Origin of the sequence: Flavivirga spongiicola (assembly GCF_030540825.1) — a bacterium.
Classification (GTDB): Bacteria; Bacteroidota; Bacteroidia; order Flavobacteriales; family Flavobacteriaceae; genus Flavivirga; species Flavivirga spongiicola.
Window position 1 is genome coordinate 1 of record NZ_JAUOEO010000001.1, and the last position, 20,567, is coordinate 20,567.

A 20,567-nucleotide genomic window follows, 5' to 3' on the forward strand; every position below is an offset into this window, starting at 1 on the left:
ATGAGTATAACTGCGCAATCGGTATGGGATAATTGTCTAGAGTTTATAAAGGATAACATTCAACCGCAAGCATATAAAACATGGTTTGAACCTATTATAGCAGTTAAACTTACAGACAATGCACTAAGCATTCAAGTTCCAAGTAAATTCTTTTACGAGTGGCTTGAAGAGCATTATGTAAAAATCCTAAAAGTATCGCTTACAAAAGAATTAGGTGAAACAGCCAAACTTGTTTACATTATTAAAATGGAAAACACGTATGGCAACAAACAACCTTTTACTGAAAAAATCCCAAGCTCAAATAGAGGCTCAGTAAAATCACAAGACGTTGATATTCCTTTAAACAATAAAAACCCGGAATTAAGGAACCCTTTTGTTATTCCTGGTATTAGAAATGTTAAGATTGAATCTCAACTGAACCCTAATTATAGTTTTGAAAACTTTTTAGAAGGTGACTCCAACCGATTAGCACGTAGTGCTGGATTAGCAGTTTCTGCAAAACCTGGCGGCACATCTTTTAATCCGCTTTTAGTTTTTGGAGGTGTAGGTCTGGGTAAAACACATTTGGCACATGCTATTGGTGTTGACATAAAAGATAAGCATCCAGAAAAAACTGTTTTATATATTTCTGCAGAGAAATTTACACAACAATACATAGACGCTGTTAAGAAAAATAATAGAAATGATTTTATTCATTTTTATCAAATTATTGATGTATTAATTATTGATGATGTTCAATTCCTTTCCGGAAAAACAGGAACACAGGATGTTTTCTTCCATATCTTTAATCATTTACATCAAAATGGTAAGCAGGTTATTTTAACTAGCGACAAAGCACCTGTTGATATGCAAGATATTGAGCAACGCTTATTATCTCGTTTTAAATGGGGCCTTTCTGCTGAATTACAAACACCAGATTTCGAAACTAGAGTTTCTATACTTAGGAACAAATTATATCGAGATGGTGTCGAAATGCCAGAAGATATTATTGACTACGTAGCTAAAAACATTAAAACCAATGTTAGAGAATTAGAAGGTGCCATCATTTCATTAATAGCACAATCTTCGTTCAATAAAAAAGAAATTACTATTGACCTAGCTAGAATTATAGTTGAGAAATTTGTTAAGAACACAAAACGCGAAGTTTCAATAGATTACATACAAAAAGTAGTATCAGATTATTTCCAAATGGATATTGATACTTTACAATCTAAAACAAGAAAACGCCACATTGTTCAAGCACGTCAATTGGCTATGTTTTTTGCAAAAAAATTCACTAAGGCATCATTAGCAAGTATTGGTTCTCAAATAGGAAAACGTGACCATGCTACCGTTTTACACGCTTGTAAAACGGTTGACAATTTATCTTCGACAGATAAACAATTTAGAAAGTATGTTGAAGATATCACTAAAAAGCTTTCTGTATAAAATTCAATTAAAATGACTAAAATTCTGATGGTATGTTTGGGAAACATTTGTCGTTCTCCACTCGCCGAAGGCATTTTAAAATCTAAACTTTCAAACGATTTATTTCAAGTAGATTCTGCTGGTACTGCTAATTATCACATAGGAAATTCTCCTGACAAACGTTCGGTTGCCGTAGCTAGAAAATACGGATTGGACATTTCGAATTTAAAAGGACGTCAATTTAAAACTTCAGACTTTGATTTGTTCGATGTAATTTATGTCATGGATGCATCCAACTTTGAAAATGTTATTTCTTTAGCTAGAAATAATGAAGATATTGAAAAAGTAAAATTCATTTTAAACGAAATTTATCCTAATCAAAATTACGATGTTCCAGACCCATATTATGGAGGTGATGATGGTTTTGAGAACGTTTACAAAATGCTAGATGAAGCTTGTGATGTGATTGCAAAAACTTTAACTTAAAACACCCCTTATGAATCCAGTTAAAGGAAAGCTATATTTAATCCCGACTACACTAGGCGACAACGAACCGCTAGAAGTTTTACCTATATCTGTAAAACAAATAATTGAACAAACCGACACTTTTATCGTTGAAAATGAAAAAACAGCTAGACGCTTTATAAAAAGAATAACTCCTAATAAACCACAACCATCTTTAAATATATTTCACTTAAACAAGTTTACTGATGTTAGCGAATTACCTAGCTTTCTATCTCCTTGTTTAAACGGAACTAATATTGGACTATTATCTGATGCAGGATGCCCTGGCGTAGCTGATCCTGGCGCTGATATTGTTAAATTAGCACATCAAAAAAACATCAAAGTAGTACCTTTAGTTGGCCCTTCATCTATTTTAATGGCAATAATGAGTTCAGGAATGAATGGACAAAGTTTTGCTTTCAATGGCTATTTACCCATAGACAAAGGAGAACGAAAAAGTGAAATTAAACGATTAGAACGACTTTCTTTTGAGCACAATCAATCTCAATTATTTATAGAAACACCATATAGGAACAATAAAATGTTGGAAGATTTATGTCATACACTGGAAAAAAACACTGACATATCTGTAGCATGCGATATCACCTTAAGCACGGAGTTTATAAAAACACAAACGGCAATTGAATGGAAAAAAAATATTGTAGACCTGCATAAGAGACCTACAATATTTATTATTCATAAAAGCTAAATTCCCACTCACTGAAGCTATCTTGAGCCTTTCGACTTCTTTCAAGACAAGCATAACGAAAAGCAAGAATCTCAATTGAAATCGAGATGCAAAACATCTATATTTTTCAACTAAATGGCTTTCGCTTTTTTATTTGGTTTTACAAAAGAAGTATCGTATCCAGAAAAACGCTTCATATATTCGTGCACCGTAGTACCATAACCATCAGCAAAATTATCCAAACCGTAACTTCTTAAGTATTTTTTCACATTACCAGGACCTCCTAAATGTGCTGCAGCCAGAATACCTGACTCTGTTATTATAATACCGTTAATTCGTTTTCCAACAAAATTCTTAATATCACGCCTCAAAATCCACTTATTCCGTTCTGCATTTGCTATAAAAGCACGCTCTTGAAGCTTAGGGTTCTTTAAAAATTTAGCTGCATTTTTAATGCCGATCATTTTTAAAGTTTCCTTCCCAAATTGATACTTACCTAAATAACCGTATGTATTCACAGAAAAATAATCACCTCCAGATTCTTTAAAAGCTAATGCTTCCTTAAACCCTACAAACGATTTACCTAAATAAGGAGAGAATGGCTCGTTAGCAGCTAATAAATTACTCTCATCCACACGCACTGTATAATTTAAGTCTAATCCTTTAGTAGAATACCTACTTAAATCTATCGTTTCATCAGATGAAAACGAAACACTTAATATAATACATATTGTAAGCGTGAGGGTAATATAACTTGCAATATTCTTTACCATAATTTTAAATTTTTTCAGTGTATTTTTTTAACAAAATACCCCTTGAAATTTCAGCGTGCAAAATTAGGCTTTTTTTTTATTATCTCAAAATTAATCGATTATGTGCATTTTTTAGTTGTAGAATAGATGAAATACACACTTATTTTTATTAATTTCTAATGTAGGGAATGGTATCTTTACCATATTAAAAATGTCTAAAACAGACCTCAAAAACTTTGAATTTGTCCTAATAGCATTCAAATTTACATCAAAACTTAAATAATATTGACGCATCCTGTGATTATTTGTTAACACCTGATTGTCAATAACTTTCATTTCAGAAAGCATTCCATCTGCACCATAGCCTACTGCTATGTTTAACCATTTTGGAATTTTACTTTCTTTAAAAAAGGAATGCAAATTAGCACTTAACCAATAGGTTTGTCCATTATAGTCTTTCAATATTTGCTCTAAAAAGTTTTCCCCAAGCTTATCTGGATTCAAACGCGCATACTTTGTTTGGTGAAAAGAATACTTTAAGGCAATTCTCTGTTCATTCCATAACAATTCTTGTCCAATATACAAACCTGTTCCTGCTCCATTAGCAGCAATATCTCCCCACGAAAAACCCCATTCCTTAGAATATCCGTCTAAAACTTCTACAGCTGTTAAAAAAGCAAAACCCAAAGTTGCTCCATATATTAATTGGTCCTCTTTCCTTACACCGCTCCAATTTAGCAACTGTGCACCATATTTTCCTATTTGGTAAGATGTAAATACATGACCAGCTTTATCCATTTGAAGCCATTCGTTATTATCATTAATGGTATGAAATTTTGACCGATCGAAATCTGCATACCAAAGTTGATTTAAGCCTATTAATGTTAAACCTGCCAAGGATGTTTCTGTTATAATAACTGTATTTCTCCTAGGCTTATTAAGTGTGTCGCTAGGTGTTAAAAATTTATCTAATCCAGATTGCGAGTAAGAAAGTGAAGAAAATAATATGAATAAAAGAGTGTATTTTATAACAAAATTCTTCACTATTTATTAATACCTTGAGATGATAAATAGCGGTGATATTCTCTGGCATTTGCATTATGCTGAGACAACGTTTTGGCAAACTTGTGATAACCTAAACGTTTTGCATCTGCAGCAAAATACAAGTATTTATGTTTCTCATGGTTTAAAACGGCATCAATAGCCGAAATATCGGGCATGGCTATTAAACCGGGTGGTAATCCCGCATTTTTATATGTATTATATGGGGATTCAATCTTTTTGTGAATATTCAAAACACGTTTAATAATGGTATTTTTATATTTAGGCAATTTATAAGCTGCAAATTTAAGCGTAGGATCTGCCTGCAATGGCATCCCGATTTTTAATCTGTTTATATAAACTCCCGCAATTCTAGGCTGCTCATTAGCTTGCTTAGATTCTTCATAAACTATAGATGCTAATGCAATAACTTCACCTTGAGACAAATTTATAGTTTTTGCTTTATTTTTTCTCGAATCATTCCAAAAACGGTTATACTCTTTAAGCATACGTTTTCTAAACGATTCTGCAGAAGTGTTCCAGAAAAGCTCATAACTGTTAGGTAAATACATTCCCAAAGCAGTGGTTTCTTTAAAGTTATTTTCAACTAAAAACGATTGATCCTTCATTGCTTTTAGCAAAGAAACACTATCTGCTTCTATTTGTATGGCTATACGCCCCGCTAACTTTTCTAGAGTTTCTTGATTGTTAAAAGAGACTTTAACCGGTATATTTTTGCTACGTATGGAATTAATAATATCATTATTAGTCATTCCCTTTTTAATAGCATACTTTCCTGCTTTAATGTTAGTTGTATATTTCTTTTGCTCAGCTAAATCATCAAAAGAATCTATATCATCCAACAATGGTATTAACTGATTTCTAACATCTTCATAAACTGCTTTAGAAGGGATAAAAACATAAGCAGTTTCGTTATTAAATGTCGTATTTGGCCTTAGCATAGCTTTATACACAAAATTTGCGAAAAATGCCGCAACCACCAATCCAATAATTACAATAGTAAGGAGTATCTTTTTTATATACATTTAATTATTTATAAGCTGAAATAAATATTCATTTTTATAGGATCCATTAATATCAATCCAATCCTTTTTAAGTCCAATCTTTTCAAATCCCTGGTTCGTAAAAAGCTTTATACTTGCTTCATTTTCTTCAGAAATATTACAATACAACTGATGCAAACCCAAATGTGTAAAGCTATAGTCTGTTAATAATTTAAGAGCCTCTTTACCGTAACCTTTCCCTCGATTATTTGTCTCTTTAACTAAAATACCAACACCGGCTCTACCATTTTTAAAATCGAAATCAAACAAATCAATCATTCCTAAAGATTCACCTTTATAACTCGAAATAACAAGACGTAATTGTTTAACTTCAAAAATATCTTTATGCGCTTGTTCTAAATACTGCTTTATTAAATATTTTGAATACGGTGTCATCGTATTACTTATTTCCCATATCGTCTCATCATTTTCAATAGTATGAATAAACTCTAAATCTTCAGGCTCTAAAGCACGCAAGTATATATTTTCGCCTTTTAAAGTAATCATATAGTTCCTTTAAAAACAAATTTAGCAGGTCCAATAAGCCATACATTACTATATAAACCATTTTCGACATCAAAAGACACTCGTAATTCACCACCCTGTACTTGAAGCGTTATGAGATTTTCTGTGGTTTCGTTTATAGCATGCATTGCCAAAGCAACTGCAGTAACTCCTGTACCACATGATAACGTTTCGTCTTCCACACCTCGCTCGTAAGTTCTAACTGTGAAAATTTGATCGTTTACTTTTTTAACAAAATTCACATTACTACCTGCCTCATTATATGGTGAACCATATCTAATTTTTGAGCCTTCAGTTTTTATATCAAATGCTTCTATCTGATTTTCAAATTGCACATGATGTGGTGATCCTGTATCTAAAAAAACATGGTTTTCATGTTTTTCAATCGTATCAACATCGAGCATTTGAAGTTTCACAATATCGCCATCAATAGTAGCGTGATGCAATCCGTCAATAGCTTCAAAAACTGCCTTATCTTTTATAACACCTAGTTGCTTAGCAAATGCTACTAGACAACGTCCACCATTACCACACATGGAACTTTCGTTCCCATCAGCATTATAATACACCATTTTAAAATCAAAATCATCATGATTTTCCAATAAAATAAGTCCATCAGCTCCTACACCAAAACGTCTATCACATAAAAATGCGACTTGTTCGGTATTCTTTTTGTCGAAAGTTTGCTGACGATTATCAATCATCACAAAATCATTTCCTGTACCCTGATATTTATAAAAAGTCTGTTGCATAATAAAGCACAAAGATATAAATAAAGAATTTCTTAAAGCGAGCAACATATGATACAAAAGTTAAAATAATTTCACCTCTTGCTTTTTGTCTTTTTGATTCAAAACCAAAGTTCTTCATTTAGTTTCTCGTTTTTATCGAAATAGCCAGTCTCAATGAGATACTCTCAGTTTAAATCGTGGAACACACTTTTAATTAAAAGGTATTTTCGATTGTTAAATAGGCGTTAAAATTGACGTTAAAAATCGTTAAAAAGTAATCAGTCATTCAATAAATATTTAATTTTAATCGTTAGTAAATTGTAATTAAATTGAAAATTCATGAAGAAGATTTTATCATTAGTATTGGTTTCGGCATTAGGTGGTGTTTTTACCCTTGGCGCCTATAAACTTTTTTTAGAAAAAGAAGACAAAAATATAGTAGTAACAACTACAGATTCTAAACCAGCATTTTTACCAACCAGTAATATTAGTAATCCTTTAAAAGCCTACGAAACATCCGATTTCACAACAGCTGCCGAAAATACGGTAAATGCCGTTGTACACGTAAAAAATGTATCTCTTAGCTCCGGACAAATGACTTTTGAAGATTTATTTTTTGGAAGACGGTCTCAACGTCCTCAATTAGGAACAGGTTCTGGGGTTATAATAAACGCTAATGGGTATATTATAACTAATAACCACGTCATTAAAAATTCGCAAGAACTGTCGGTAACTTTAAATAACAATAAAACCTATGATGCTAAATTAGTAGGTACAGATCCAAAAACGGATATCGCTCTTTTAAAAATTGATACGGATGAAGATTTACCATACGTTACATTTGCAGATTCTGATGAAGTCAAAATTGGAGAGTGGGTATTAGCTGTTGGTAATCCGTTTAATTTAACATCCACCGTTACTGCAGGGATTATTAGCGCCAAATCTAGAAATTTAGATCCTTCAGGGCGTTATACACAATCATTTTTACAAACTGATGCAGCCGTAAACCCAGGTAATTCTGGTGGAGCTCTTGTTAATACTAACGGAGAACTCATTGGTATTAACACTGCGATATCTTCTCAAACAGGTTCTTACGTTGGTTATTCCTTTGCTGTACCAAGCAACATTGCGCGTAGAGTTATTGAAGATATCATGGAGTACGGCAATGTACAAAACGGTATTCTAGGTATAAGCGGGCGTACTTTAAACAGTGACTTTGCAGAGCAATTAGGTATTGACGATACTCAAGGTGTCTATGTTGGAAGTATCGTTGAAGATTCCGGAGCGGAAAAATCTGGAATTAAAAAAGGTGACATTATAAAAGAAATTGATAATGTTAAAGTATCTAAGTTTTCAGATTTAATAGGTCATATTAGTGCAAAAAGAGCCAATGATGTTGTAAACTTAACACTTTCAAGAGATGGCTCATTAAAAACTGTTCCTGTAACTTTAATTAAGAATGAAACATTCAAAATGCCTTTAGTAGGACGCATTAAGAATGCTAAGCGAGAAGATTTAAAAAGATTTAAAGCACCTAATGGTGTAAAAATAATTGAACTTAGTGAAGAATATGCAGACTATTGGAAAAATAATGGCGTAAATGAAGGCTCTATCATTACATCTATCAATGATATAAAAGTAAACTCGGTTGATGATGTACAGAATGCGTTGCGAGATAAGTCTTCAGGATCATTAAGAATAGAACTTATAAACTCTAATGGCGAAAAAGAACGTTATAACTTCAGATAAAAAAAGCACTACACTTTAATTTACAAACCCTTCAAAAACCATTGTTTTTTTGAAGGGTTATTTTTTTTTCAAAATACGCTACGAAAACGTTTGAAATATGATACTTTTGCCAAAAATTCAACTAAACTAAACTATTTTACAATGTCTTTTAACAAAACTTATGAAAATGAGTTAGCCTTTCAAGCAGATCGTCGAAGAGCTACCGTAGAATTTATTAAAATTATAAGTGACCTTTGGTATGATAAGTCTATTGAGTTAGTAATTTTCAGAAATCAACTTATCGATAGAAATGTAAGTCAAATTTTAAATTTGCACGAATATGCCGGTAAATTTGTAGAAAAACCTATCTCTATTTTTGATTCAGTAGAAATTGCTCAAGCTATTAAAACACTTGATATTCCTCCTGCAAAATTGGATATTGGAAAACTTACCTACGAATTTCATTTAGAAGACAACAAGCATAGTAATGCTACTGCTTTTGTTATTAGGAAATTAAAGGATACCCGTAAAAACGGAGATATCCTTCCAAAAAATGTTGTTCTTTACGGTTTTGGTAGAATTGGACGCTTAGTAGCTCGTGAAATCATGACCCGAACTGGTAAAGGCAGTCAACTACGCTTAAGAGCCATAGTAACTCGCGGTGTTATTGATGAAAAAATACTTGAAAAGCGCGCCTCCTTACTACGTAACGATTCTGTTCATGGCGACTTTTCGGGAACAGTTTCTGTAGATGCAAAAAACAGTGCTTTAATTATAAACGGAACAACCGTAAATATTATTTCTGCAAATGCTCCAGAAGATATTGATTATACCAAGTACAAAATAAATAATGCTTTAGTCATTGATAATACAGGTGCTTTTAGAGATAAAAAAGCTTTAAGTAGGCATTTAAAATCTAAGGGTATCGATAAGGTATTATTAACAGCACCTGGAAAAGAAATTCCTAATATAGTTTATGGTGTAAACCATTCAGAAAACAATCCAGATAAAATTGATATTTTCTCAGCGGCCTCATGTACCACTAATGCTATCACACCCGTTCTAAAAGCCATTGAAGATTCATTTGGTGTAAAATCTGGTCATTTAGAAACCATCCATGCTTACACAAACGATCAGAATTTAGTGGATAATTTTCACAAGAAATACCGTCGCGGTCGTGCAGCAGGTTTAAATATGGTTATTACTGAAACTGGAGCAGGTAGTGCTGTTGCAAAAGCTTTACCAAGTTTAGAAGGAAAGCTAACATCAAACGCCATTCGTGTTCCTGTGCCTAATGGTTCTTTAGCTATTTTAAATTTAGAATTAAAAACTAAAACATCTTTAAATAGCATTAATACTATTTTAAAGAAATATGCTTTAGAAGGTGATTTAGTAGAACAAATTAAATTCGAACTCAGTGACGAGTTAGTATCTAGTGATATTGTTGGAAGTTCCGCGCCCTCTATTTATGATAGTAAAGCAACAATTGTACGTAAAGATGGTAAAAATGTTATTTTATATATATGGTACGATAATGAATATGGATATAGTCATCAGGTAATAAGGCTAGCAAAATATATAGCAAAAGTAAGACGTTATACCTATTATTAATATTGGGCATCTAAATTTAAATTTCAATCGTATATAAATTAGCCTCATTTTATGAGGCTTTTTCTTTATTTATAACCTTATATAAACAATATTTTATAACTTCGTAAAACTATTTAAATAAATCATAAATGAATTTCTTAAAAAAAATCCCTCTCATAATTTTACTTCTCATATTCTCATTACCTTCTTTTTCACAAACAAAAAAAGATAACCTTTCTTTAAATAGCGGCACCATTGATAGCCAATTTGAGTTTGTTATACAAAAGTCTTATACTTATAAAGGGAGCGGTAAAATATACAAAAATGTAGAACGTCATTGGTTATATACATTAAAATCTCATACACTTGATTCTTTAAAGGCAGTACACAAAGACCTTGCTGACACTCGGTTAGTTGTTAAAAAACAAGACAAAGAAATTTCAGATTTAAAACAAAACCTTAGCAATACACAAAGTAATTTGGATAAAACCAATACAGAGAAAAACAATATGGCTCTATTTGGTATGCAAATGAGCAAATCAAGCTACAATGTACTTATGTGGACTATTATTGCTGGTTTATTAGCTCTACTCATTTTATTTATTTATAAATTTAAAAATAGTAACGCTATTACCAAAGGAGCTAAACATGCCCTTGCTGAAATTGAAGAAGAATTTGATGAACACCGAAAAACAGCTTTAGAGAGAGAACAAAAGGTAAGACGTCAATTACAAGACGAAATAAATAAACAAAAAGGATTATAAACAAAGCCGAATACAAATTTAAAAATCTGTAATTTCATATTACAGATTTTTTTTTTTGATCACGACAATAATACAAGCAAGCTTAGAACACTTAGATGATCTAGCTCCTCTTTCTGATGAGTATCGTGTTTTTTATAGACAGCCATCTGATCCAAATTCGGTTAAAGATTTTTTAAAAGAACGGTTAACCAAACAAGACTCGATTATTTATATAGCTTATATTAATGGTGTTCCTGTTGGTTTTACACAGTTATATATTTTGTTTTCTTCGGTATCAATGAGACCTATGTACATATTGAATGATTTATATATAAATCCTAACTACCAAAATAAAAGTGTTGGCACAACTCTAATTGATAAAGTCAAAGCACTATGTAAAGAAAAAGGTCATAAAGGCGTACTGTACTTATACAAACAGAAGTCACCAACCCTGCACAACATTTATACCAACGCTAAGGCGTTGTAAAAGATAATGATTTGACTTTCTTTTTGTTGAACGAAAAGATTTAATTATATGAACAGCATACTACTTATTAAAAAACACAGCCTTTCTTCAACTATTTTTATATACACAGTTCTCAATGATCTAGAACTATTTGAAGGTTTATCAGTTATTTGAAAATGTTGGAGACCTATGAGGTTGACGAGTTCTTTATTCCATACCCCCTTTTTTAGAAATCAAAAACTTGTCAAATAGTTAGGTGATTAATTATTTCAACCGAGTAGATTAGTAATTGAACTCATTTAGACTTTTTCAATTTGCTAAAAAATTGTTGTTTTTAACTCTGTTTTTGTCTTTTTTTCCTTCCGTAGCTCTGCTATGCAACTCAAAAAAGTCTTCAACAGAGACAAAAATTTCTAATTTTCGCTTAAATCCAAAAAGTCTAAATGAGTTCATTATATATAAATTTTATTTAAAAATTAGTGGGGTAAACGATGATTGAACTGTTGTAAGTTAAAGGAGCATAACAATATGATCAAAAGCTACCTACTAATCTTATTTTTTCTAGGAACAATTCAATTTACTTTTTCACAAATAAAAGTAGATGATAAAAAATATACCTCGGAACAATTAATCAAAGAGGTTTTAATTAATAGTCCATGTGCGAAGGTTGAAAATATAACATCTTCGACGGGCACTGCAACGGGCAATAATGGAATAGGCTTCTTTACCAAAGAAGATTCTAATTTCCCCTTATCCAGTGGAATTATTCTATCATCTGGAAAGGCAAAAAATGCGAGAGGCCCCAATCCCAGTTCAGGAATTCCTGCCTTGGGTGATGGTAACACTAATCTAGACGCGTTAGGTTTTCCGACATGGAAAGGAGACGCCGATTTAGAGCGAGCAATAGGTTTAGCTACCAATTCTACTTACAATGCATCGGTAATAGAATTTGACTTTATACCTACGGCCAATTCCATTAACTTTAGATTTTTGATGGCCTCAGAAGAATATGCGGAAAATTTCCCTTGTGAATTTTCTGATTCTTTTGCCTTCTTATTACGTCCTATAGGAAGTACCTCTCCTTACAAAAATCTTGCGGTCATACCCGAAACAACAATCCCCATTTCGGTTGTTAACATTCATAATGCGATATCCAATGTAGGTAGCAGTTGTCCTGCTAAAAATGCACGGTTCTTCGATAAATTGAATACCGGAGCCAACGCTGCTAGTTCCGCGATTAATTTTAATGGGCAAACGAAGGTTTTTACCGCATCCTCTACCGTAATTCCAAATCAACGATATCACATAAAATTGGTCATTGCTGATTTTGAGGACGGCGATTATGATACTTCTGTTTTTTTAGAGGCAGGTAGTTTTGATATAGGAGGTTCACTAGGAAAGAATAGAACAATCGCAAACGGCAACCCAGGTTGTAATGGTACTCCTATAATTTTAGATGCGACTTTAGGAACTGGGACTACCTACCAGTGGTTAAAAAATAATGTAGATATAGCTGGGGAGACAAACCCTACATACAATGTTACAGTGGATGGAGAATACAGTGTAAAGGTAAATTTAGCTGGTACTTGTTCTAGCACTTTAGGCCCCGTTAAAATAGAATTCACCACACCTCCATTTATTTCGACCCATCCTAAAGATATGATTCTTTGCGAAATGGATAAGGACTTAAAAGAAAGTTTTGACTTTACCGAAAACAGTAAGCTCGTTTTGGGTAAGCAAGACAAAAATAAGTTTAGAGTCAGTTACCATAAAACTCAGAAAGATGCAGACGAGAATACCAATCAGATAACATTACCCTATGTAAACACCACTCAGAGCGAGGTTGTTTTCGTACGTATTGCGGACCTTACGCAAAGTTGCTTTCTTACCGATTCATTTACGATTAGCGTAGAAAAACAGCCGATAGCCAATACGCCTATTGCTTTTGAACAATGCGACGATGATACAAATGGAAAAATTAGTTTTGACCTCTCGACAAAAGTTTCTGAAATTTTGGACACGCAAAATGCAGCTGATTTTACGGTCACATTTTATGGTAGTTTAGCGGCTGCCAATACAGGCACGCCAGGTACCGAAATCGTAGCTCCAATAATAAACACAACAAATCCTCAAGAAATATTTGCCCGTGTCGAAAATAAAAAACACCCTCCATGTTTTGCTACTACGGCAGTTACGCTAATTGTAAACCCATTGCCCGTAGTTAAGGATGTTGTAGAGTTGAAACAATGTGATGATGACACAGATGGCATATCACTATTTAACCTAACAGAGGCCAACCGATTGATTTCCAAAAATTACAAGGAAGAAACCTTTACCTATTACATCTCAAAGGCAGACGCTCAAAACTCTCTTAATGCAATTGCTACGCCAACAACCTACAAAATCCCTGTACCTATTTCTTCAAAAGTATTCGCGAAGGTAAAAACCAATAAAGGGTGCTCAAGAATTACTGAAGTGAATCTTGTGGTTGGAGCCACCCAAATACCTGCATCTTTTGATCTCAAATATGAACTTTGCGATAATAAAATAACAGATAATGATGATACCAATGGTATTGTGAGTTTTGATTTTAGTGACGCCACTAATAAGATCAAAGCATTATTTCCCTCGGGACAACAAATTTCAATATCATATTATCAGAACCTAAATGATGCCCTTTCAGAAAGCAAAGCTATCGGTAATACTAGTGATTATAGAAACACTTCCTCTCCCTATCAACAAAAAATATATGTCCGGATTGATAGTGATGCCGTAAATGCTTGTTTGGGTCTAGGGAAACATATTACTCTAGAAGTGAAACCGCTTCCCAAAACAAATATTATAAAAGATTTTATAAAATGTAGTAATACAGATACGGCCGTATTCGATTTTCAAACAAAAACTGATGAAATAATAGGCTTGCAAACAGAAAAAATTCTCGTTAGCTATCATACAACACTCTCCGATGCCATGAATGATAGGAACCCCATGAATGCAAAACATCAAAACATCAGTAATCCTCAAATGGTATATATTCGAGCTCAATTTGACACCAATAATAATGGGCTAAAAGACCCAGGTGAATGTTACTCAACTGCGATGAAATTTAATTTAATCGTAAACCGAAATCCGATTTTATCATCTGGTAATCTTAGTAATTGTAGTAACACCATCCAAACAATGTATGATTTGACGCAAAGCAAAACGCAGATTACCCAGGGGGAAAATTCCGTTCAATTGAATTTTTACGAATCCGAAGAAGATCACACGAACAATATACCTATTGCGTCACCGAATACATATACAAGCAACGTCTTGGAAAAAACTTTGATTGTATCGGGCAAGTCAACGAAAGGATGCTCTACTAAAACAACACTCATCTTAAAGACTATTTTAAACTTAAAGATTACCAAGGTATTGGACAAAATAGAAGAATGTGAGACCGATCAAGATGGGTTAGACATATTTGATTTGACGGTTCGAGAAAATCAACTCTTAAATGGCATTGATCAAAATACAGTTTCCATTACTTATTATGAAAACGAGGCAGATGCAATAGCAGGAAATAACGGCAACATTCCTAGTCCAAAAAAATATAAAAATTCAATAGCAAAATCACAGACCGTTTATATTCGTGTAAAACAAAAGGGCAGTAAATGCTATCAGGTGGTTCCTGTTGTTTTAATTGTAAATTTCATAGCTCCCATAGATTTAAAAGAAGAATACATACTATGTTTTGATGACCAAAACAAGCCCAAAGCGCCATACCTTATTCTTCCTACAAAGCTAGATCCGGATATCTACAATTTCGAATGGTTTTTAGGGGATAAACCTGAAACTTCCAATTTAATTTCAGGAGAGAATGGTTCTCAACTAGTGGCAGATGAAGTAGGCACGTATTGGGTAAGGGCAATAGTTAAGAAAAGTGGGTGCGATATTTTTAAAAATACTGTTGTAATTGGCTCATATATACCTAAAAGTATAGAAATACAAAGAACAAATGAAACCTTTTCAGGAAACAATATTTTAGAAGTCACTGTAGATGGAAAGGGCAGTTATGAATATATGTTAGACGATGGCGATTTTCAATCTTCGAATGTTTTTAATGGTGTTTTGTTCGGAGAAAGAACAATAACTGTCAGGGATATAAATGCTTGTGGAAGTAAGACGAAAAAAATATTCGTTATCGACCACCCAAAATATTTTACACCAAATGGAGATGGCGTTAATGATATTTGGAATGTTGTTGGTGTCAACTTATTAAAAGATGTTAGAATTTCAATCTTTGACAGGTATGGCGTTCTAATTAAACAAATCCATCCATCTGGAGAAGGTTGGAATGGTAATTTTAATGGAAATCCCATGCCCTCTACAGATTACTGGTTCAGAATTTTATTTACCGAAAATGGGCTTCAAAAATTGTACAAAAGTCATTTTACCTTGAAACGATAATAGTAATATGCCCTTGATTTAAAAAGAAGACATTACTTGAACTTACAACAAAATAGATACGAAAATCAGACCTTTGAAAATATATCACTTTTAAAAAGTTGGCTACATCAAACTGTAAATGCTATGAGCGAAAACACAATAGATGTAGCTTAAAATTAAGGCATCAAACAAGTCGAGATATAGTAGTCCAAAAAGAAATACAGTATTCTGGATATTATAATAACAAACTATTAAATTATCTTTGCAATTCTTAAAAACAACCCAATGCGCATAGATATTATTACTGTTTTACCAGAATTAATTAAAAGTCCTTTTGAAGCCTCTATTTTAAAACGTGCCATTAAAGCTGGCTTGGTAGAAGTACATTTTCATAATTTACGAGATTATACTACTGATAATTATAAATCTATTGATGACACACAATTTGGTGGTGGGGCTGGTATGGTCATGATGGTAGAACCTATTGATAAATGTATTTCTGCTTTAAAGACAGAAAGAAATTATGATGAAGTTATTTATATGACTCCAGATGGTGAAACTTTAAAACAAGGCATTGCTAACCAAATATCTTTGAAAGAAAATATTATTATTCTATGCGGACATTATAAAGGTGTAGATCAACGTGTACGTGATCATTTTATAACTCGGGAGATTTCTATTGGTGACTACGTATTATCTGGTGGAGAATTAGGAGCTGCGGTACTTTGTGATGCTGTAATACGTTTAATTCCAGGCGTATTAGGAAACGAGACTTCTGCCCTAACCGATTCGTTTCAAGATAATTTATTAGCACCGCCTATTTATACGAAACCACGTGACTATAAAGGTTGGAAAGTCCCAGAGTTACTATTTAGTGGAAACCTCCCTGAGATTGAAAAGTGGCGTGAAGAGCAGGCCTACCAACGTACTAAAGAAAGACGACCAGACTTATTAGATAACCAAAGCAACGAATAGTTATGAATGAACTTACAAACGAATATATGATTTATTTTAGCATTGGAACAGTACTTAATAGTATAGCACATTTAACAGCAATAATTGCTAGTATTATCATAGTAGCTAAAGTAAAAAAAACTGCAACTTACCTTATGTTATTGGGATCAATTCTAAAAATAATAATGGTGATTTTAAGCATTGTTTTACCCATCCTAACCAAAACACCAGAGAGTTTGTTAAGCCTACAAGGAGGTATTTCTATTTTAACAGGCTTATCTTTATTCGTTTTTGCTCTTGGATTCATATTGTATGCAGCCCAATTGGTAAAACAAAACCCATAGCCTTAACTTTTGGGCTTAATAAAAAGGTTGAGTAAACAAAAAACTTTTAACTTATTTACTTCTAACTTATAACTTTTTATTTATCTTTGCAGCCAATTTCGGGTTAACCTCTGGCGAGAATCGTGAATGTTGTTCTGAATTAATTATAATTAAATTTAAAGATATGGAATCTTTAGTAAAATTTGTACAAGACGAATTTGTAACAAGAAAAGATTTGCCAGAATTTTCAGCTGGAGATACAATTACTGTTTATTACGAAATTAAAGAGGGAAGTAAAACAAGAACTCAGTTTTTTAGAGGTGTAGTAATACAAAGAAGAGGATCTGGAACATCAGAAACTTTTACCATTAGAAAAATGTCTGGGTCTATTGGGGTTGAACGTATTTTCCCAATTAACTTACCTGCATTACAAAAAATAGAAGTTAACAAACGTGGTCAAGTACGTAGAGCAAGAATCTACTACTTTAGAGGTCTTACTGGTAAAAAAGCCAGAATTAAAGAAAGCAGACACTAGTAACGTATTATTGCAAAAGCAATTATTTAAAAGCCTTGATTTATATCAGGGCTTTTTTTATTAACAAAAGTTAATAAGTATGGTTCATAAATCGTTGATATCTAATATCTTGAAAAATTTGTTTTTTAAATTTCTGGTTTTATATTAGCAAAAGAAATAATAACAACCTCGGTTGGTTTTATGGTAACATGAATTTGTATTATATTCTAAATAAAGTAACGTTCTTTATTATAATTGTTTTTTGAGGTTTTGTTGCGCCACGTGTATGCGTGCGAGAGCTAAAAACCATGACATTACAAGAAGTCCTAAATGTGAAAGCAGTTAGCTACTGGTGTAATTGAAAGCTTAAAAGGCAGCAGAAACGAAAGTGCCTGTTGTAATGAGAGCAATGCTTTAAACAAGCTTAACGTGAAAACGAAAAGTGCGGTTAATAGCATCAAGAAAAACAATTAACAGAAACATTTTTAGTAGTAGGTCAATGCATATTGAAAATTACTAATCTGTTTCGTTGAAATGATAGCACTTGAATTGAAAAGGTTTAAATGCAAGTTTAAATTGATTTAGTAGCAATACTAATTAGATCACGTTATGTTATTTCAAAGAAAGCCATGTCAGAGAAGATTAAATTTTTCCGTGATATGGCTTTTGTTTTTTATAACTTCAGCACTTGTTTTTTATTAAATCCTTATTCATCTTAAGTTTTTTTACTATTCTACTAAATCTATTTGTTTTTAATTGCTTTTCATACAATAATTGAACATTTTTAATAGTGCATTTTTGTATATTCGCAAGGCTAAAAACGAATCTACTTTTACCTATGTTTTTAGTTTTATAATAATTCAAAAAAAACGACACCAATGTCTAAAATTATTTATACAAAAACAGATGAAGCTCCAGCTTTAGCAACACGTTCATTCTTACCTATTGTTAAAGCATTTATTAAATCTTCAGGAATCAATATTGAAACTAAAGACATTTCATTAGCAGCTAGAATTTTAGCCATTTTTCCTGACTTTTTAAGTGAAGACCAACGTGTTTCTGACGACCTTGCATTTCTTGGCGAATTGGCTAAAAAACCAGAAGCAAATATTATAAAATTACCTAATATTAGTGCGTCTATCCCACAGTTAAAAGGTGCCATAGAAGAATTGCAATCACTAGGTTTTGGTATTCCTAATTATCCGGATAAACCAGAAAACGATTCTGAAAAAGATATAAAATCTCGTTACGATAAAATTAAAGGTAGCGCTGTAAACCCTGTACTTCGTGAAGGAAACTCAGATAGACGTGCTCCAAAAGCTGTAAAGAATTATGCAAAAAAGAATCCGCATTCGATGGGTGTATGGTCTAGTGATTCTAAAACGCATGTTGCAACTATGCAATCTGGAGATTTTGCTCATAACGAAAAATCGGTAACCTTACCAGAAGCTACAAGTGTAAAAATAGAGCATACAGACAATAATGGAACTACAACTATTTTAAAAGATAGTTTTTCTTTATTAAAAGGGGAAATCATTGATGCAACAGTTATGAGTAAAAATGCACTTGTCACATTTTTAGATGAACAAGTGGCAGATGCTAGAAAGAATAATTTGCTCTTTTCTTTACATATGAAAGGAACTATGATGAAGGTTAGTGATCCTATTATATTTGGTCATGCCGTAAAGTCATACTATAAGGATGTGTTTGAAAAGCATGGTGACATTATAAAAAAATTAGGAGTTAATGTAAATTCAGGTGTTAGTAATCTCTTAAATAGAATTGAAGAACTTCCAGATGTTAAACGCAAAGAAATTGAAGCTGATATTGATGCTGTTTACAAAAATGGACCTGCCATTGCTATGGTAAATAGTGATAAAGGCATTACAAACCTACACGTACCAAGTGATGTTATTATTGACGCCTCTATGCCTGCAATGATTCGCACATCTGGTCAAATGTGGAATGCCGATGGTAAACTTCAAGATACTAAAGCTGTTATTCCTGACAGTAGTTATGCTGGAGTTTATGCAGCAACTATAGATTTTTGTAAAAAACATGGTGCTTTTGATCCAACTACAATGGGAACGGTTCCTAATGTTGGGCTTATGGCTCAAAAAGCTGAAGAGTATGGGTCTCACGATAAAACTTTTGAAATAGGATCAGAAGGAATCATTCGTGTTATTGATACCTCAGGAAATGTATTATTAGAGCATACTGTAGAAGAAGGTGACATCTGGAGAATGTGTCAAGTTAAAGACGCTCCTATCCAAGATTGGGTTAAATTAGCTGTAACTCGAGCAAGAGCTTCGCAAACACCAGCAGTTTTTTGGTTGGATGCAAACAGAGCTCATGATGCCCAATTAATAGAAAAAGTGAATACATATTTAAAAGATCACGATACTAACGGATTAGATTTAAGAATCTTATCTCCTGTTGATGCTACGATCTTTACTTGTGAAAGACTTAAAGAAGGAAAGGATACCATTTCTGTATCTGGTAATGTATTACGCGATTATTTAACAGATTTATTCCCAATATTAGAAGTAGGTACAAGCGCTAAAATGTTATCAATAGTTCCATTGATGAATGGCGGTGGTTTATTTGAAACCGGTGCTGGTGGTTCTGCACCAAAACATGTACAACAGTTATTAGAAGAAAACCATTTACGTTGGGATTCTTTAGGTGAATTTTTAGCTTTAGCTGTGTCTCTAGAACATTTTAGTGAAGTTAATAATAACGCAAAAGCAAAAATTCTAGGAGAAACTTTAGATGATGCTACCGAAAAATTATTAGAAAACAAAAAAGGACCTTCTAGAAAAGCTGGTGAATTAGATAATAGAGGCAGTCACTTTTACTTAGCTATGTATTGGGCACAAGAATTAGCACACCAAACAAAGGATGAAGCTTTACAAGTAGAATTTACCCCTATTGCAAAACAATTAGCAGATAATGCAACTGCAATTGTAAAAGAGCTGAACGATATACAAGGTCGTCCAACAGATATAGGTGGATATTATGAACCTAATGAGGCGCTTATTAATCAAGTCATGAGACCAAGTAAAACATTAAATTCTATTTTACAATAGTTATATTATTATAAAGA

Annotated in this window: 18 protein-coding genes; 12 read left to right on the forward strand and 6 right to left on the reverse strand. The window is 32.8% G+C overall.

The features are described 5' to 3' along the window. The 3 genes from dnaA to Q4Q47_RS00015 are packed head-to-tail and all read left to right on the forward strand — an operon-like array spanning nucleotide 1 to nucleotide 2,620. The gene (gene dnaA, locus Q4Q47_RS00005) at nucleotides 1–1,428 is read left to right on the forward strand and encodes a chromosomal replication initiator protein DnaA (RefSeq protein ID WP_303304606.1); all 1,428 of its coding nucleotides are present in this window, start codon (nucleotides 1–3) and stop codon (nucleotides 1,426–1,428) included. A gap of 12 nt (nucleotides 1,429–1,440) precedes the next feature. After that, nucleotides 1,441–1,893, forward strand: coding sequence for a low molecular weight protein-tyrosine-phosphatase (locus tag Q4Q47_RS00010; protein ID WP_303304607.1), 453 nt, complete (start codon nucleotides 1,441–1,443; stop codon nucleotides 1,891–1,893). Nucleotides 1,894–1,903: 10 nt separating this feature from the next. Then, the gene (locus tag Q4Q47_RS00015) at nucleotides 1,904–2,620 is read left to right on the forward strand and encodes an SAM-dependent methyltransferase (protein ID WP_303304608.1); all 717 of its coding nucleotides are present in this window, start codon (nucleotides 1,904–1,906) and stop codon (nucleotides 2,618–2,620) included. A gap of 110 nt (nucleotides 2,621–2,730) precedes the next feature. Here Q4Q47_RS00015 and Q4Q47_RS00020 read toward each other — a convergent pair whose 3' ends face one another. From Q4Q47_RS00020 to dapF, 5 genes are all read right to left on the reverse strand, one after another. Beyond that, entirely contained in the window at nucleotides 2,731–3,372 is a 642-nt protein-coding gene (locus Q4Q47_RS00020; protein ID WP_303304609.1) for a peptidoglycan-binding protein LysM, read from the reverse strand. 111 nt (nucleotides 3,373–3,483) lie between these two features. Next, nucleotides 3,484–4,395, reverse strand: a complete 912-nt coding sequence (locus Q4Q47_RS00025) for a DUF2279 domain-containing protein (protein WP_303304610.1) — start codon at nucleotides 4,393–4,395, stop codon at nucleotides 3,484–3,486. After that, nucleotides 4,395–5,438, reverse strand: coding sequence for an endolytic transglycosylase MltG (mltG, locus tag Q4Q47_RS00030; protein ID WP_303304611.1), 1,044 nt, complete (start codon nucleotides 5,436–5,438; stop codon nucleotides 4,395–4,397). The genes Q4Q47_RS00025 and mltG overlap by 1 nt, the downstream gene beginning before the upstream one ends. Further along, nucleotides 5,439–5,963 carry a GNAT family N-acetyltransferase gene (locus tag Q4Q47_RS00035; protein WP_303304612.1) on the reverse strand — a complete coding sequence of 175 codons (525 nt, stop codon included), beginning with the start codon at nucleotides 5,961–5,963 and terminating at the stop codon, nucleotides 5,439–5,441. Further along, nucleotides 5,960–6,733 carry a diaminopimelate epimerase gene (dapF, locus tag Q4Q47_RS00040; protein ID WP_303304613.1) on the reverse strand — a complete coding sequence of 258 codons (774 nt, stop codon included), beginning with the start codon at nucleotides 6,731–6,733 and terminating at the stop codon, nucleotides 5,960–5,962. Before dapF ends, Q4Q47_RS00035 begins: the two co-directional genes overlap by 4 nt. A gap of 318 nt (nucleotides 6,734–7,051) precedes the next feature. Here dapF and Q4Q47_RS00045 point away from each other — a divergent pair, with 318 nt between their 5' ends. The 4 genes from Q4Q47_RS00045 to Q4Q47_RS00060 all read left to right on the forward strand — a co-directional run bounded on the left by Q4Q47_RS00045 (nucleotide 7,052) and on the right by Q4Q47_RS00060 (nucleotide 11,260). Further along, complete coding sequence (locus Q4Q47_RS00045; RefSeq protein WP_303304614.1) at nucleotides 7,052–8,461, forward strand: trypsin-like peptidase domain-containing protein; 1,410 nt, start codon at nucleotides 7,052–7,054, stop codon at nucleotides 8,459–8,461. A 141-nt stretch (nucleotides 8,462–8,602) separates the two neighbouring features. Then, nucleotides 8,603–10,051 (forward strand): glyceraldehyde-3-phosphate dehydrogenase, encoded by a 1,449-nt coding sequence (locus Q4Q47_RS00050; protein ID WP_303304615.1) that lies wholly within the window; start codon nucleotides 8,603–8,605, stop codon nucleotides 10,049–10,051. Nucleotides 10,052–10,179: 128 nt separating this feature from the next. Then, nucleotides 10,180–10,794 carry a tRNA (guanine-N1)-methyltransferase gene (locus Q4Q47_RS00055; RefSeq protein ID WP_303304616.1) on the forward strand — a complete coding sequence of 205 codons (615 nt, stop codon included), beginning with the start codon at nucleotides 10,180–10,182 and terminating at the stop codon, nucleotides 10,792–10,794. A gap of 55 nt (nucleotides 10,795–10,849) precedes the next feature. Continuing rightward, nucleotides 10,850–11,260: a GNAT family N-acetyltransferase gene (locus Q4Q47_RS00060; protein ID WP_303304617.1), complete on the forward strand. Its 411-nt coding sequence runs from the start codon at nucleotides 10,850–10,852 to the stop codon at nucleotides 11,258–11,260. A 288-nt stretch (nucleotides 11,261–11,548) separates the two neighbouring features. Here Q4Q47_RS00060 and Q4Q47_RS00065 read toward each other — a convergent pair whose 3' ends face one another. Beyond that, nucleotides 11,549–11,692 carry a hypothetical protein gene (locus tag Q4Q47_RS00065; RefSeq protein ID WP_303304618.1) on the reverse strand — a complete coding sequence of 48 codons (144 nt, stop codon included), beginning with the start codon at nucleotides 11,690–11,692 and terminating at the stop codon, nucleotides 11,549–11,551. 75 nt (nucleotides 11,693–11,767) lie between these two features. Between Q4Q47_RS00065 and Q4Q47_RS00070 the strand changes: the two genes are divergently transcribed. The 5 genes from Q4Q47_RS00070 (at nucleotide 11,768) to Q4Q47_RS00090 (ending at nucleotide 20,550) form a co-directional block, all read left to right on the forward strand. Next, nucleotides 11,768–15,691, forward strand: coding sequence for a T9SS type B sorting domain-containing protein (locus tag Q4Q47_RS00070; RefSeq protein ID WP_303304619.1), 3,924 nt, complete (start codon nucleotides 11,768–11,770; stop codon nucleotides 15,689–15,691). Between the two features lie 264 nt (nucleotides 15,692–15,955). Then, nucleotides 15,956–16,645: a tRNA (guanosine(37)-N1)-methyltransferase TrmD gene (gene trmD, locus Q4Q47_RS00075; RefSeq protein WP_303304620.1), complete on the forward strand. Its 690-nt coding sequence runs from the start codon at nucleotides 15,956–15,958 to the stop codon at nucleotides 16,643–16,645. 2 nt (nucleotides 16,646–16,647) lie between these two features. After that, nucleotides 16,648–16,968: a hypothetical protein gene (locus Q4Q47_RS00080; protein ID WP_303304621.1), complete on the forward strand. Its 321-nt coding sequence runs from the start codon at nucleotides 16,648–16,650 to the stop codon at nucleotides 16,966–16,968. Nucleotides 16,969–17,131: 163 nt separating this feature from the next. Next, a complete protein-coding gene (gene rplS, locus Q4Q47_RS00085) occupies nucleotides 17,132–17,482 on the forward strand; it encodes a 50S ribosomal protein L19 (protein WP_274185801.1) in 351 nt (116 codons plus the stop codon). A gap of 857 nt (nucleotides 17,483–18,339) precedes the next feature. After that, on the forward strand, nucleotides 18,340–20,550 hold the full coding sequence (locus Q4Q47_RS00090; RefSeq protein ID WP_303304622.1) for an NADP-dependent isocitrate dehydrogenase: 2,211 nt from the start codon (nucleotides 18,340–18,342) through the stop codon (nucleotides 20,548–20,550). The last annotated feature ends 17 nt before the right edge of the window (nucleotides 20,551–20,567 follow it).